15 protein-coding genes are annotated in these 12510 nt (G+C 71.9%); 5 read left to right on the forward strand and 10 right to left on the reverse strand.

Going from position 1 to position 12510, the window contains the following annotated elements; translation table 11 throughout:
• Nucleotides 1–10: 10 nt before the first annotated feature.
• The 3 genes from ABDJ40_RS19830 to ABDJ40_RS19840 are packed head-to-tail and all read right to left on the reverse strand — an operon-like array spanning nucleotide 11 to nucleotide 1818.
• A complete protein-coding gene (locus tag ABDJ40_RS19830; protein ID WP_347612242.1) occupies nucleotides 11–544 on the reverse strand; it encodes a GNAT family N-acetyltransferase in 534 nt (177 codons plus the stop codon).
• Nucleotides 541–810 (reverse strand): helix-turn-helix domain-containing protein, encoded by a 270-nt coding sequence (locus ABDJ40_RS19835; RefSeq protein ID WP_347612244.1) that lies wholly within the window; start codon nucleotides 808–810, stop codon nucleotides 541–543. Before ABDJ40_RS19835 ends, ABDJ40_RS19830 begins: the two co-directional genes overlap by 4 nt.
• A 24-nt stretch (nucleotides 811–834) precedes the next feature.
• On the reverse strand, nucleotides 835–1818 hold the full coding sequence (locus ABDJ40_RS19840) for a DMT family transporter (RefSeq protein WP_347612245.1): 984 nt from the start codon (nucleotides 1816–1818) through the stop codon (nucleotides 835–837).
• 77 nt (nucleotides 1819–1895) lie between these two features.
• Between ABDJ40_RS19840 and ABDJ40_RS19845 the strand changes: the two genes are divergently transcribed.
• From ABDJ40_RS19845 to ABDJ40_RS19855, 3 genes are all read left to right on the forward strand, one after another.
• Nucleotides 1896–2756 carry a LysR family transcriptional regulator gene (locus ABDJ40_RS19845; RefSeq protein ID WP_347612246.1) on the forward strand — a complete coding sequence of 287 codons (861 nt, stop codon included), beginning with the start codon at nucleotides 1896–1898 and terminating at the stop codon, nucleotides 2754–2756.
• Nucleotides 2757–2789: 33 nt separating this feature from the next.
• Nucleotides 2790–2972 (forward strand): oxidoreductase-like domain-containing protein, encoded by a 183-nt coding sequence (locus tag ABDJ40_RS19850; RefSeq protein ID WP_347612248.1) that lies wholly within the window; start codon nucleotides 2790–2792, stop codon nucleotides 2970–2972.
• A gap of 120 nt (nucleotides 2973–3092) precedes the next feature.
• Nucleotides 3093–4652: an oleate hydratase gene (locus tag ABDJ40_RS19855; RefSeq protein WP_347612249.1), complete on the forward strand. Its 1560-nt coding sequence runs from the start codon at nucleotides 3093–3095 to the stop codon at nucleotides 4650–4652.
• A 2-nt stretch (nucleotides 4653–4654) separates the two neighbouring features.
• On the opposite strand, the gene ABDJ40_RS19860 is transcribed toward ABDJ40_RS19855, so the two are convergent.
• From ABDJ40_RS19860 to pxpB, 7 genes are all read right to left on the reverse strand, one after another.
• Nucleotides 4655–5473 carry an alpha/beta fold hydrolase gene (locus ABDJ40_RS19860; protein WP_347612251.1) on the reverse strand — a complete coding sequence of 273 codons (819 nt, stop codon included), beginning with the start codon at nucleotides 5471–5473 and terminating at the stop codon, nucleotides 4655–4657.
• Between the two features lie 141 nt (nucleotides 5474–5614).
• Nucleotides 5615–6274, reverse strand: a complete 660-nt coding sequence (gene pcp / locus ABDJ40_RS19865) for a pyroglutamyl-peptidase I (protein WP_347612252.1) — start codon at nucleotides 6272–6274, stop codon at nucleotides 5615–5617.
• Nucleotides 6275–6288: 14 nt separating this feature from the next.
• Entirely contained in the window at nucleotides 6289–7299 is a 1011-nt protein-coding gene (locus ABDJ40_RS19870; RefSeq protein WP_347612254.1) for a 5-oxoproline transporter, DUF979 family subunit, read from the reverse strand.
• A complete protein-coding gene (locus ABDJ40_RS19875; protein WP_347612256.1) occupies nucleotides 7296–8006 on the reverse strand; it encodes a DUF969 domain-containing protein in 711 nt (236 codons plus the stop codon). Before ABDJ40_RS19875 ends, ABDJ40_RS19870 begins: the two co-directional genes overlap by 4 nt.
• Nucleotides 8007–8039: 33 nt before the next feature.
• The gene (locus ABDJ40_RS19880) at nucleotides 8040–8810 is read right to left on the reverse strand and encodes a LamB/YcsF family protein (RefSeq protein ID WP_347612257.1); all 771 of its coding nucleotides are present in this window, start codon (nucleotides 8808–8810) and stop codon (nucleotides 8040–8042) included.
• A 26-nt stretch (nucleotides 8811–8836) separates the two neighbouring features.
• Nucleotides 8837–9802: a 5-oxoprolinase subunit C family protein gene (locus tag ABDJ40_RS19885; RefSeq protein WP_347612259.1), complete on the reverse strand. Its 966-nt coding sequence runs from the start codon at nucleotides 9800–9802 to the stop codon at nucleotides 8837–8839.
• Nucleotides 9795–10475 (reverse strand): 5-oxoprolinase subunit PxpB, encoded by a 681-nt coding sequence (gene pxpB / locus ABDJ40_RS19890; RefSeq protein WP_347612262.1) that lies wholly within the window; start codon nucleotides 10473–10475, stop codon nucleotides 9795–9797. The genes ABDJ40_RS19885 and pxpB overlap by 8 nt, the downstream gene beginning before the upstream one ends.
• Nucleotides 10476–10751: 276 nt before the next feature.
• Here pxpB and ABDJ40_RS19895 point away from each other — a divergent pair, with 276 nt between their 5' ends.
• Both ABDJ40_RS19895 and ABDJ40_RS19900 read left to right on the forward strand, forming a co-directional pair.
• A complete protein-coding gene (locus ABDJ40_RS19895; protein ID WP_347612264.1) occupies nucleotides 10752–11837 on the forward strand; it encodes an SGNH/GDSL hydrolase family protein in 1086 nt (361 codons plus the stop codon).
• Nucleotides 11838–11860: 23 nt separating this feature from the next.
• Nucleotides 11861–12505, forward strand: a complete 645-nt coding sequence (locus ABDJ40_RS19900; protein ID WP_347612266.1) for a hypothetical protein — start codon at nucleotides 11861–11863, stop codon at nucleotides 12503–12505.
• Nucleotides 12506–12510 lie beyond the last annotated feature (5 nt).

Genomic DNA, 12510 nt, shown 5'->3' on the forward strand with positions numbered 1-12510 from the left:
GCCGAGGCGCTCAGACTTCGTCCGGCCCGCGATGCCGGTACACCAGGCCCTGACCGCCGCGGAAGGGAATGCGCCGCTCCAGCTGCGCACCCAGACGCTCGGCCACGGCGCTGGAGGCGCTGTTGCCCTCCGCCACCACGCTGACGGCGGTGCGCCAGCCGAAGTGGCCATAGGCCGCGGCCAGTGCGCCGCGGGCGGCCTCGGTGGCATAGCCCCGGCCCTGGGCCTCGGGCAGCAGGGCCCAGGTGATCTCCGGCTCCACCCAGCCCTCGGGATTCCACAGGCCGCTGAGGCCCACGAAGGCGCCATCGCGCTTGCTTTCGAGCGCCCAGGGGCCGTAGCCGCGCAGGGCCCAGTGGCCCAGGTAGGCGGCGAACTTGCGCCAGGCTTCCTCACGCGAGCAGGGGCCGCCGTAGGTGGCCGAGACCGGGCTGGCGAAGAAGCGCGCCAGGCCGTCGAAGTCCGCCTCGCGAAAAGGACGCAGCCAGAGGCGTTCGGTCTCGAAGCGCGGAATCTGCAGGCCGCCCAGGGGCGTGCCGCTCATGCGCCGGCCTCGCCTGCCGCAGCGGCCAGGGGCGCGGCGGTGAGCCCGTACAGCGCCAGCAGCCCCAGCACGTGGCCGATCGCCACGCCGGGCTCGCCGGACTCGATGCGGCCGATGGTCTGCACATGCACGCCCAGCCGGGCCGCCGCGGCGGCCTGGCCCTCGCCGGCCTGCAGCCGGGCCTGGCGGGCGGCCGCGCCCAGGGCCTGGATGGCCTGGAGGGCGGCGGGGTGGATGTCGACGGAGATGCGTTTGCCTTGTGCCATGCCGCCATTGTGGCCGCTGCCGGCTCAGTGGGCCCGCCGCTTTGGCCTGGCCTGCCGCCAGGCCCGCTGCAGCGGCCCCTGCGCGCTGACCAGGCCGATGCCCGCCAGCACCAGCACGCTGCTGGCGAGGAAGGAGGCCTCCAGCGTCTCGTCCAGCAGCGCCGCGCCCAGCAGCACGCCGAACAGCGGTGTCAGGAAGGAGAACATGCCCAGCTGTGAGGCCAGGTAGCGGCGCAGCAGCCAGCACCAGGTCAGGAAGCTGGCAAAGGACACCACCAGGCTCTGGAAGCCCAGGTGGGCCAGCACCCGCGGCGTGCAGGCGAACTGCGCCTGGCCGCTCAGCAGGGCCGCGGGCAGCAGGAGCAGGGCCGCGCCCATCAGCTGGTACATCAGCGTTTCCGTGGCCGGCGCCTCGACGAGGCGGGTGCTGCGCAGCGTCACGGTCGTCGCGCCCCAGGCCAGGGCGGCCAGCAGGGCCAGGGCATCGCCTGCCAGGGCCTGGCCGCCGGCGTGTCCCGGCGCCCCGGCACGCGGACCCAGGAAGGCGCAGGCGATGCCCGCGAAGGCCAGCAGGGCGCCGGCCCATTGCCAGGCGCCCATGCGCTCCGCCGGCCAGCGCAGGTGCAGGCCCAGGGCCGCGAAGATGGGGGCGGTGTAGAGGAACACGATCACATGGGCCGCCTGTGTGCGCTGCAGGGCCTCGGACACCAGCAGGAACTCCAGCCCGAACAGCAGCCCCGCCAGCGCGCCGGCACGCCAGCGCTCGCGGGCCAGGCGCTCGCCGCGGTGGCGCATCAGCAGGCCCAGCAGCGCCAGGGCGATGCAGGAGCGCAGCGCGATCATCAGCATGGGGCTCAGCTCCCCGGCCACCGCCTTCAGCGAGACCTGCTGCAGGCTCCACAGCAGGCACAGTATCAGCATGGTGGCGGTGGCGCGCAGGTCCAGCGCGCCGGGGGTGGCGGCATGGGGCCGGGGTCCGGCGGGCAGGGCAGGGGTCAGCAGGCTCATGATGGCCTCACTGTGGGTGCGGCTGTGATTGTTGAAAAGCGCATAATTCGTGAACCATCCATGCGCTTATCGAAAGCATGCGCGACCTCCAGATCGATTGGCTCAAGTGCTTCGTGGCCACCGTGGACGCCGGCTCCCTGAGCAGCGCCGCGCCGGAGATCCACCGCTCGCAGTCCGCCGTCAGCATGCAGATCAAGAAGCTGGAGGCGGCCCTGGGTCACCCGGTCTTGCTGCGTGGGCCGCGCCAGCTGCAGCTCACGCACGAGGGTCAGGTCTTGCTGGGCTACGCCCGCCGCATGCTGGACCTGCACGCGGAGGCGCAGGCAGCCCTGCACGAGGAAGCCCTGACCGGCCTCGTGCGCCTGGGTGTGCCGGACGACTACGCCAGCAAATACCTCACGCCCGTGCTCAAGCGCTTCGCGCCGCGCCACGGCGGGGTCGAGATCCAGCTGGACTGCGAGCAGTCCACCTCGCTGATCCCCCGGGTCGGCCGGGGCGAGCTGGACCTGGCACTGGTCTCGCGCGACAACGCCCGGCGCGGCACCCTGCTGTTCCACGAGCCCATGGTGTGGGTGGGCTCCACGCAGTTCGATGTCTGGACCCGCAGCCCCCTGCCCATTGCGGTCTACGAGCCCGCCAGCCCCGGCCGTCGCAGCGCCCTGAATGCGCTGGCGCTGCAGGGGCGCCCCTACCGGATCGTCTACAACAGCTCCAGCCTGGCCGGCCAGATCGCCGCGGTGGAGAGTGGCCTGGCCGTGGCGGTGCTGACCCAGTGCAGCGCGCCGCCGCACCTGCAGGTGCTGGGCGAGCAGCACGGCCTGGGCCCGCTGGCGCCTATGGAGGTGGCCGTCTACCGCAGCCGTGCCTCGCAGGGCAACAAGGCCGTGGACAGCCTGCACCGCATGCTGGTGCAGACGCTGCGCCAGGCGGGGCGCTGAGCCCCGCTGGGCGCTGCGCGAGAATTCGCCGCCATGAACCCGCCTGACCCTGCTTCCGTCGACGAAGACCCCAAGCCCCAGCCCCCCGAGCCGCCCGCGCTGGAGGACTGCTGCGGCAATGGCTGCGACCCCTGCATCTTCGACGCCCATGACCTCGCCATGGATGCCTACCGCCAGGCCCTGCGCGCCTGGCAGGCCCGCCATCCGCAGGCCTGACGCGTCATGTGAACATTAGAGAGGGCTCTCACTCCGCCCCTCGAAATGATCTGAGTCAAGGGGCCGCGAACCCTCCTGCGAAGAATGGGCCGCATCCATTTCTTCACAGGGAGCATTCCAATGAAAGCCCATTTCCTCGGCAGCGGCATCGGTTCACTGGCCGGCGCCGCCTTCATGATCCGCGACGCCGGTGTGCCCGGCACGGACATCACGATCTACGAAAGCCAGCCCCAGAGCGGCGGCAGCCTGGACGCCGCCTGGCGCCCCGAGCAGGGCTACAGCCTGCGCGGCGGCCGCATGCTCACCACGGACCACTACGAGTGCCTGTGGGACCTGATGAAGTCCATCCCCTCGCTGGACCAGCCCGAGCTCTCGGTCTTCGAGGAGACCGTGCGCTTCAACGAGCAGAACCCCGCGCACTCCAAGGCCCGGCTGGTGGACCGCCGCCGCCACAAGCTGGACGTCAGCCACATGGGCTTCAGCAACGCCGACCGCCTGGAGCTGCTGCGCCTCACCGAGGCCAGCGAGGAGGCCCTGGGCACCAGCAAGATCAGCGACTGGCTCTCGCCCGCCTTCTTCGACACCAACTTCTGGTGGATGTGGCAGACCACCTTCGCCTTCCAGCCCTGGCACAGCGCGGTGGAGTTCAAGCGCTATCTGCACCGCTTCATGAACGAGTTCCCGCGCATCGAGACCCTGGGCGGCGTCAAGCGCACGGTCTACAACCAGTACGACTCCCTCGTGCGGCCGCTGGAGACCTGGCTGCGGCAGCGCGGCGTGAACTTCGTGCACGGCACCACCGCGACGGACGTGGCCCTGGACGAGGCGGACGGTCAGACCGTGGCCCGCGCCCTCACCCTGCGCGACGCCCAGGGCGAGCGCACCGTCAGCATCGCACCCGAGGACCTGGTCTTCGTGCAGAACGCCTCCATGACCGATGCCTCCAGCGTGGGCAGCATGAGCGCGCCCGCGCCGCGCCTCACCAAGGCGGACAGCCAGGGCTGGGCCCTGTGGGAAAAGCTCGCCGAGGGCCGGCCGCAGTTCGGCAATCCCTCGGCCTTCAACAGCCGCCTGGCGGAGTCCTACTGGCTGTCCTTCACCGTCACCTGCGCGCAGCCGGCCTTCTTCGATCACATGGAGGCCTTCACCGGCAACCGCGCCGGTACCGGCGGCCTCGTGACCTTCAAGGACTCGGCCTGGCAGATGTCCGTGGTGCTCTACCACCAGCCGCATTTCCGCGGCCAGCCGGAGGGCCTGCAGGTGTTCTGGGGCTATGCGCTGCAGCCGGACCGCATCGGCGACTTCGTGGCCAAGCCCATGAGCGAATGCAGCGGGGCGGAGATCCTGCAGGAGTTGCGCGGCCACCTGAACCTCGACCTCGAGGTGCTGGAGCGCGCCGTGTGCATCCCCTGCCGCATGCCCTACATCACCAGCATGTTCATGCCTCGCGCCCACGCCGACCGGCCGCTGCCGGTGCCGCCGGGCTCGCGCAATGTGGCCTTCGTGAGCCAGTTCGTGGAGATCGCGGACGACGTGGTCTTCACCGTCGAGTACTCGGTGCGCGCGGCGCAGATGGCCGTCTACCAGCTGCTGGGCGTGCAGCGCCCCGTGCCGCCGATCACGCGGCATGACCGTTCGCTGAAGGTGCTGATGGACTCGCTGGTGAAGTCCCTGCGCTGAGCTCAGGCCCGCAGCGCCGCCGCTTCGCGAGGCTCCAGCGAGGCGCGCAGCGCCTGCTCGATCAGCTGCGGATGGGTGATGTGCGGGCAGTGGCCCGAGTTCTCCAGCAACTGCAGTGTCGAGCCCCGCAGCTGCCGGTGGAGGTACTCGCCGACGTCCACCGGCACGAAGGTATCGTGCGTGCTCTGCAGCACCAGGCAGGGGTGGCGCACCTCTGCCAGGCGCGCCCGGCAGTCCACGTAGAAGGTCAGCCGGGCGAAGCGGGTGGCGATCAGCGGATCCAGGGCATGGAGGCCGCGGCCGAAGGCCTCGATGTGGTGCGCTGGGTTGTCCGGCCCGATGGCCACGGGGGCCAGGAAGGCGGCGGTGGCCGGGTAGTCGGCGTCCATGCGTGCGAGCAGCTCGGCGATCTGTCGGCGCTGGAAGCCCCCGCGGTAGCCGGGCTCGTCGATGAAGTGCGGCGAGGTGTTGAGCAGCACCAGCCGCGCAAAGCGCCGCGGTGCACGCAGGCTGGCCAGCAGGCCGATGACGCCGCCGATGGAATGGCCCACATAGACCACGTCGCCGAGGTCCTGGTCCTCCAGGATGTCCAGCAGGTCCTGGGCATAGCCATCCAGGGAGCTGTGGCGCTGGTCGCAATGAGCCAGGCGGTCCGAGCGGCCGAAGCCGACGTGGTCGAAGAGCAGCACGCGGTGCGTGGAGGCCATGGCCTCGGCCACGCGGCTCCAGGCGGCCTGGTCTGAGCCAAAGCCATGGCCGAAGACCAGGGTGGGCCCGCCCTGGCCCAGCAGCCTCAGGTGATTGCGAGAAGGATCGACCATGCCGTGCTCCCTGGACGCACAGGCCCTGCCGTGGCGAGGGGCCGCTGGCGTCGTGCTGTTTTCGGCAAGCTTAGGAGTAGACCCCGATCAGGAGCAAGACCCGTCAATCAGGGGCGCAGGGCCGATGGCCGGCGGGCGGAATCAACAGAGGGTGCCCTCGCTCACCTGCAGGTCCTGGGTCGTCGCCAGGGCGGTACGCAGGGCCAGACGCAGGCCGGCGCCCATGGTGTCCAGCGCCATGGAGGCCGCATGCGGATGCTGCGCTGCCTGCTCGGGCAGGTAGGGCAGGTGCATGAAGCCGGCCTGGCGCAGCCAGGGGCGCCGCTGCGCCAGGTGCATCAGGCCGTAGAAGACGTGGTTGCACACAAAGGTGCCGGCCGTGTAGGACACCTCGGCCGGCACACCCGCGCCGCGCAGGGCCTGGGTCATGGCCTTGACCGGCAGCGTCGTGAAGTAGGCGGCGGGGCCCGCGGCCTGCACCGGGCGGTCGATGGGCTGGGCGCCGGCGTTGTCGGGGATGCGCGCGTCGTCCAGGTTGATGGCCACGCGCTCGAAGCTCAGCGCTGTGCGCCCGCCCGCCTGGCCGCAGCACAGGACCAGGCGCGGCCGCAGGCGGTCCACGTGGGCCTCCAGCACCTGCAGGGCGGCGCCGAACTCGCAGGGCAGCACCACGGCCTCCACGCGCGCGCCCGGGGCGATCGCCTCGCCCTGCAGCCGCAGCACCAGCTGGGCGGAGGGGTTGACGGACTCGCCGTCGAAGGGCTCGAAGCCGGTGATCAGGAGGCAGTCGGGGGCGTTCATGGCGGCGGGGCGGCTCAGACGATCAGGTACAGCAGCAGGGTCTGCAAGGCCAGCAGCAGCAGGGCCGTGGGCGTCTGGGCCTTGATCACGGCGTGGCGGTCCTGCAGGTTCAGGAGGGCGGCGGGCACGATGTTGAAGTTGGCCGCCATGGGCGTCATCAGGGTACCGCAATAGCCGCTGAGCATGCCGATGGACAGCACGGCCGCCGGATTGGCGCCCTGGTCCTGGATCAGAAAGGGCAGGGCCACGCCGGCCGCCATCACGGGGAAGGCGGCGAAGGCATTGCCCATGACCATGGTGAAGGCCGCCATGCCCACGGTGTAGGTGGCCACCACCGCGGCCTTGCTGTCCGGACGCAGCAGCCGGCGGGCCAGGGTCTCGACGGCCTCGCCCGTGTGGCTGGCCAGGAAGACGCCGCCCAGCATGGCCAGCATCAGCGGCAGCAGCAGCGGCCAGCCGATGGACTCGATCAGGCCCTGCGAGGCCTGCAGCGCCCGCCGTGGCGAGTCGCCCGTCACCCGCCAGGCCAGCAGCAGGGCGCCCAGGCAGGCCAGGGTCAGGGCTGCGAGGGTCAGGTGTTGCGGGGCCAGCAGGCTCCCTTGAGGCCAGCGCAGGTGGGGGCCGGCCAGCACGCCCACCACCGTCAGCGCCGGGATGGCCAGCACCGGCAGGAAGAGCCGGTGGCCCAGCAAGGCAGCGCGCTGCTGGCGGCGCTTCTGGTCCTTGGGCGAAGGCGGCGTGGCAGGGCCGGCGCTGTAGCCCAGGCCGGCGATCAGGCCCAGGGCCAGCACCAGCAGGCCGGCCAGGCGGTCGGTGAGGGGCTTGCCGAGCTGGTCCTGTATCAGGTCGCCCAGCAGGAAGGGCAGGCCGAACAGGGCCCAGAACAGGCCGCGCCAGAAGCGCCGCGGCGTGCCGCTCTCGCGCCAGCAGCCCAGGGCCGTGGCAAGCAGGACCACGCCCACCAGGGGCAGGGTCAGGCCGGGACCGATGAGGGCAGGGGCGGACGCCACGGGCGCGGTGCTCATGCGGCCTCCCAGGTGCTGGGCTCGGCGGGCAGGGCGGCGGCGATCTGGGTGTCCAGCCGTGACAGCCGCGCCAGGTGCACCACCGCCGCGCACAGGGCCGTGGGAATGGCCCACAGGCCGATCACCAGGGGCTCGGCCACCGGGATGCCGCTCTGCTGCATGAAGCTGTGGATCAGCAGCACGGCGCCGAAGGCGATGAAGATGTCCTCGCCGAAGAAGAGGGCCACGTTGTCGCAGGCCGCTGCGTGGGCCAGGATGCGTTCGCGCAGGGCCGGCGGCAGCGGGCCGTGGCGCTGCACAGCCAGGCCCTCGGCCATGGGCGCCAGCAGGGGGCGCACCGTCTGGGCCGGGCCGCCCAGGCTGGTCAGCCCCAGCGCGGCCGTGCCCTGGCGCAGCAGGTAGTACAGCATCAGCAGCCGGCCGGTGCTGGCACCGCGCAAGCGGCCCACCCAGGCCTGCGCATGCTCGCGCAGGCCGTGGCGCTCCACCAGGGCCATCACCGGCAGCAGCAGCACGACCACCGCCAGCGAGCGGCTGGCCATGAACTTCTCGCCGAAGAGCTCCAGCAGCGCCAGGGGCTCGAGGCCGGCGCACAGGCCGGTCACCGTGCCCGCCACCAGCACCACCAGCAACGCGTTGAAGCGCAGGGCGAAGCCCGCAACGACGAGGGGGATGCCGACCAGCGGCAGGAAGGGGGCGAGGTCCATGGGGTCAGGTCTTGAGGGAGGGGCGAGTGCACATCAGTCGGGAGCGCGCACGGCCAGGCCGGCGGCACGCAGGGATTCATGCAGAGCGCGCACCAGAGGCAGGGCGGCCAGGCCGTCGCCGTGCACGCAGAGGGTGTCGATGCGCAGGCGCAGGGGGCTGCCATCCTGTGCCTGCAGGGGCTCGCCCCGGGCGAGGGCCAGGCCTTGCGCGACGCCCTCGTCCAGCGCCTCCAGCACGGCCCGCGGCTCGCTGCGCGGCACCAGGGTGGCGGCAGCGGTGTAGCGCCGGTCGGCGAAGCCCTCTTCGCGCACGGGCAGGCCGGCACGGCGGGCCGCCTCCGCCAGCGGGCTGCGGGCCAGCGCGACCAGGGCCAGGCCTGGGGCCTCGCGCGGCAGCAGCGCCAGCAGCAGCTCGATCAGGCCGGGGTCCTGGGCTGCCTGGTTGTAGAGGGCGCCGTGCGGCTTCACATGCCTGGGCCTGGCGCCCTCCTGCTGGGCGGCCCGCTGGAAGTCCTGCAGCTGCCGCGCCAGCTCGCCGCGCAGGGCGGCCAGCATGGAGGGCGTCGCGGCCTGCGGCTGGCGACCGAAATGTGCAGGGTCGGCAAAGCTGGGATGCGCGCCCACCGCCACGCCGCGCTCGAGGGCGCGGGCGATGGAGGCCCGCATGCTGGCGGCGTCGCCGGTATGGCCGCCGCAGGCGATGTTGGCCGAGCTGATCCAGGGCAGGATCAGCGCCTCGTCGGCACAGCCCTCGCCGAGGTCGGCGTTGAGGTCCAGGGCGGCGGGGGGCGGTGCGGGGCGCATGGGGCGATTGTCAGGGGCGCCGGCTGTCAGCCCTCCTGCAGAGCCTGGCATTGACAGTGCAGGGCGTCCCGTGCCTGCCGCCGGGCGGCGCGGGCCTGCGCCTCGTCCACGGGCAGGAAGCGCAGGCGCTGGCCAGGGGTGCACTGGGCCAGGCGCGGCAGGTCGGCCTCGATGAGTACGGCCAGGCGCGGATAGCCACCGGTCGCCTGGGCGTCGGCCATCAGCACGATGGGCTGGCCGTCTGGCGGTACCTGCACGACGCCCGGGAGCACGGCGTGCGAGGGAAGCTCGGCCAACTGGTCGGGTCGATCGGGGCGGCGCAGCGCGGGGCCATCAAGCTGGCTGCCCATGCGGTTGCTGCGCGCACCCAGGCGCCAGCCGGCCTGCCAGAAGTCGGCCATGGCCTCGGGGTGGAACAGCGCGGCCTCGGGGCCGGGCAGCACGCGCAGCGCCAGGGTCGCGGGGGCGGTGAAGGCGGCAAGACCGCGCCGGCGTCCCGCAGGCAGTGCGGCCCGGCCCGCGGCCTGCAGCACGTCTCCCACGCGCAGCGCGCGCCCCTGCGGGCCGCCGAAGCCGCCGGCCAGGTCGGTGCTGAAGGAGCCCATGCGCGAGGGCGCCACGATGCCGCCCGGCAGCGCCAGATAGGCGAAGCGCCCCGCGCGCGGCCCCTGCAGCCTCAGCGTCTGGCCGGCGCGGGCGGGCTGAGGCCAGCCGATGGGGCAGGGCTGGGCGTCCAGCATTCCTTCGTAGTCGGCGCCGGCCAGTGCAAAGACGGCGTCGCGTTCGAAGCGCAGCTCCACCGGGCCGCCGCTGACCTCCAGCGCGGGGAGGGTCAGGTCTTGCCTCAACAGGGCGTTGGCCAGCTGCAGGGACACGGGATCCATGGCCCCGGCGCTGCCGATGCCCAGATGCCGCCAGCCCGTACGGCCGAGGTCCTGCACGCTGCTCTGCACGCCGGGCTTGATCACCTGCATGAGGAGGGGCTCAGCCATCGCAGCGCTCCACCACGAAGCGCAGGCGGTCGCCCGGCTGCAGCAGTGTGGGCGGCTGCGAGTCGGCATCGAAGAGGGGCAGGGCGGTGCGGCCGATGAGTTGCCAGCCGCCGGGGCTGCTGCAGGGATAGACGCCCGTCTGCGCACCGCCGATGCCCACCGAGCCCGCCGGCACCGCCCTGCGCGGCGTGGCCAGGCGCGGCGTGTGCAGGGCCACGGGCAGGCCCTCCAGATAGGCGAAGCCGGGCAGGAAGCCCAGGAAGAAGACGCGGTAGTCGGCCTCGCTGTGCAGGCGCACCACCTCGCGCGCACTGAGCCCATGATGGCGGGCGACGCCGGCCAGGTCAGGGCCAGCCTCGCCGCCGTAGTGCACGGGGACCTCCACCAGGCGGCCCGTGTCCAGGGGCGCCAGGGGCTGGTCGAGCTGCGCCTGCCAGTGATGCATCAGCCGGGCGCAGGCGGCCTCGCCGTCGAGCCGGTCGGGATCGAAGACCCAGCTGAGGTTGCCCATGCCGGGCACGCAGTCGACGACAACGTCGCCCGCATCCAACAGCTGCTCGCGCAGCCGCCACAGCCGCCGCTGCAGCTCCAGGGTGGCAGGGGTGCCGGGGAAGTCCAGCAGCACGGCGCGCTCGCCCAGGGGCTGGCAACGGGCCTGCAATGCTTCTGTCATGGGGCTTGCCTACGATGACTGGACTGCATGGTGGGTGGACATGGTTAGGTGGATCTGCCCCGGATTCCTGCGGCCCGCGAGCGGGCCCACTGCGGCGTGCATTGTCACCTGTGCGACAGCCTTGGTCCACGCTGGCACAGCCGCTATGCCCGGCCTAGGGTTTGCTGGGGTGGAGCCTCGCCGGCTTTTGCCGGATCGTGCAGCGAGCTGCATCAAGACAGCCTGTGGATTCGCGCGCACGACTTGCCGTCGACTCTCACCCCAATGGAGACAAACATGAAGAAGTTCCCCTCCCTCCTGGCCGCCTGCGTCTCGGCCGTGGTCCTGGCCGCGGGCGCCCTGCCCGCGGCGGCGAGCACGCTCAACCAGAACGTGTCCTGGACCATCGACCGCGCGGGCACCAGTACCAAGTACCGCGTGGTGGCCTACGGCGATTCCATCTACGCCGGCTACAACGGCTCCACGCTCAATGCCGCCAAGTACTCGGCCCCCACCGTCGATGCGGAGTACCTGTCCGCCCTGTGGAACGCCGACATCGAGAGCGTGCGCCGCGCCAAGTCCGGCGCCGTGGCCTCGGACGTCTACAACAACAAGATCGTGGGCGAGGCCAGCTACATGCAGGCCAGCAGCACCCGCGTCGTCACCTTCGAGATGTGCGGCAACGACGGCCTGCAGGCCCGCACCGCCTTCAAGGGCCAGACCGGCACCTGCAACTACAGCGTGCTGGACAACGGCCTGGCCAACTGCAAGACCTATGTGGCCAAGGCGATGGACTACATCAACGCCAACGCCTACGCGGGCACCAAGCTGAAGATCATTTCCAACCTGCACTACCCCGGCTACGCTGCCGACAACGTGCAGAGCAGCTGCAAGGATGCCGCCACCGGCGCCACCGTCAACCTGCGGGACAAGTTCCTGCCGGCCCTGACCAAGATGAACTACTGGATGTGCGAGTACGCCCGCCAGAAGGGCTTCAAGTGCGCCGACAACTTCGCCCAGTACATGGCCGCCGACTACGACAGCAACGGCGACGGGCAGGTGGACTCCGATGCCATCCGCTACGTGCCCGGTGACACCGAGGCGGCCTATGTGACCCGCATCACCTCCACCTACAGGAGCACCCTGCGCGACGCCAACACGCACTTCGTCTCGGCCAGCAGCAGCTACGACTACATCCAGTCCGATGACACCCACCCGACCTACAACGGCGGCACGGTGACGGCCGGCCTCTTCGGCGGCACCACGGGCTCGGGCGCCCCGCGCTACACCAGCTTCAGCGGCGGCAAGAACCCGATCTGGAACCAGTACGGGCATGAGCGCATGGGCTGGGCGCTGTCGGTGTCCAACCCCGCCGCGCCCTGAGCCGGCACAGCACAGGCTGGCTCATGGCAGCGAAGCAGGCCCCGCCCGCCTGGCGCCGGCTGGCGCCGCTGGCCTATGTCGGCCTGGCCCTGCTGTGCCTGGCCGCCGCCCTGGCCTTGCTGTGGCCCGCAGGCACGCCCGGAACGCCGGAAGCGCCCGCGGGGCCTGCCGCCCCGGGTGGAGCGGGGTCAGGTCTTGCCAGCGCGGTGCCGGCCTCCGCGGCCAGCGCCGCGCCGCACCCCTGGCTGCTGGTGGGCACCTCGGGTCCGGCCGTGAGCGATGACCTGGCCGACCACGTGCCGGCCGGCAGCGCGCCCAGCATGCAGGAGGTGATCGAGCGCCTGCACAAGGCGGGCGTGCGCACCGGCCTGGGCGCCTTCCAGCCTCCGGGCACGCGGCCGCCCATCGTGGGCCTTGCGGTGCCCGAGGACTATGTGCTGCCCGACGGCTATGTGCGCCACCACCAGGCCACCGACGACGGGCAGCGCATCGAGGCCATCCTGATGTTCGCGCCGGACCGGCCCGTCCATGACGCCGCCGGGCGCCCGATCGCCGTGCCTGCGGACCGGGTGGTTACGCCGGCCCTCGCGCCGCCGGGCTTTCCCATTCGCTTCGTCGTCATTCCGAGGCCGCAGGAGCCCGGCCGCGAGGCCTCCGGCTCGCCTTGATCCTT

The organism is Roseateles flavus (assembly GCF_039872765.1).
GTDB classification, from domain to species: domain Bacteria; phylum Pseudomonadota; class Gammaproteobacteria; order Burkholderiales; family Burkholderiaceae_C; genus Roseateles_B; species Roseateles_B flavus.

Excerpts from the sequence above, each read along its gene's own strand:
- ABDJ40_RS19830 (WP_347612242.1), bottom strand. The coding sequence starts at position 544 with ATGAGCGGCACGCCCCTGGGCGGCCTGCAGATTCCGCGCTTCGAGACC.
- ABDJ40_RS19835 (WP_347612244.1), bottom strand. The coding sequence starts at position 810 with ATGGCACAAGGCAAACGCATCTCCGTCGACATCCACCCCGCCGCCCTC.
- ABDJ40_RS19840 (WP_347612245.1), bottom strand. The coding sequence starts at position 1,818 with ATGAGCCTGCTGACCCCTGCCCTGCCCGCCGGACCCCGGCCCCATGCC.
- ABDJ40_RS19845 (WP_347612246.1), top strand. The coding sequence starts at position 1,896 with ATGCGCGACCTCCAGATCGATTGGCTCAAGTGCTTCGTGGCCACCGTG.
- ABDJ40_RS19850 (WP_347612248.1), top strand. The coding sequence starts at position 2,790 with ATGAACCCGCCTGACCCTGCTTCCGTCGACGAAGACCCCAAGCCCCAG.
- ABDJ40_RS19855 (WP_347612249.1), top strand. The coding sequence starts at position 3,093 with ATGAAAGCCCATTTCCTCGGCAGCGGCATCGGTTCACTGGCCGGCGCC.
- ABDJ40_RS19860 (WP_347612251.1), bottom strand. The coding sequence starts at position 5,473 with ATGGTCGATCCTTCTCGCAATCACCTGAGGCTGCTGGGCCAGGGCGGG.
- pcp (WP_347612252.1), bottom strand. The coding sequence starts at position 6,274 with ATGAACGCCCCCGACTGCCTCCTGATCACCGGCTTCGAGCCCTTCGAC.
- ABDJ40_RS19870 (WP_347612254.1), bottom strand. The coding sequence starts at position 7,299 with ATGAGCACCGCGCCCGTGGCGTCCGCCCCTGCCCTCATCGGTCCCGGC.
- ABDJ40_RS19875 (WP_347612256.1), bottom strand. The coding sequence starts at position 8,006 with ATGGACCTCGCCCCCTTCCTGCCGCTGGTCGGCATCCCCCTCGTCGTT.
- ABDJ40_RS19880 (WP_347612257.1), bottom strand. The coding sequence starts at position 8,810 with ATGCGCCCCGCACCGCCCCCCGCCGCCCTGGACCTCAACGCCGACCTC.
- ABDJ40_RS19885 (WP_347612259.1), bottom strand. The coding sequence starts at position 9,802 with ATGGCTGAGCCCCTCCTCATGCAGGTGATCAAGCCCGGCGTGCAGAGC.
- pxpB (WP_347612262.1), bottom strand. The coding sequence starts at position 10,475 with ATGACAGAAGCATTGCAGGCCCGTTGCCAGCCCCTGGGCGAGCGCGCC.
- ABDJ40_RS19895 (WP_347612264.1), top strand. The coding sequence starts at position 10,752 with ATGAAGAAGTTCCCCTCCCTCCTGGCCGCCTGCGTCTCGGCCGTGGTC.
- ABDJ40_RS19900 (WP_347612266.1), top strand. The coding sequence starts at position 11,861 with ATGGCAGCGAAGCAGGCCCCGCCCGCCTGGCGCCGGCTGGCGCCGCTG.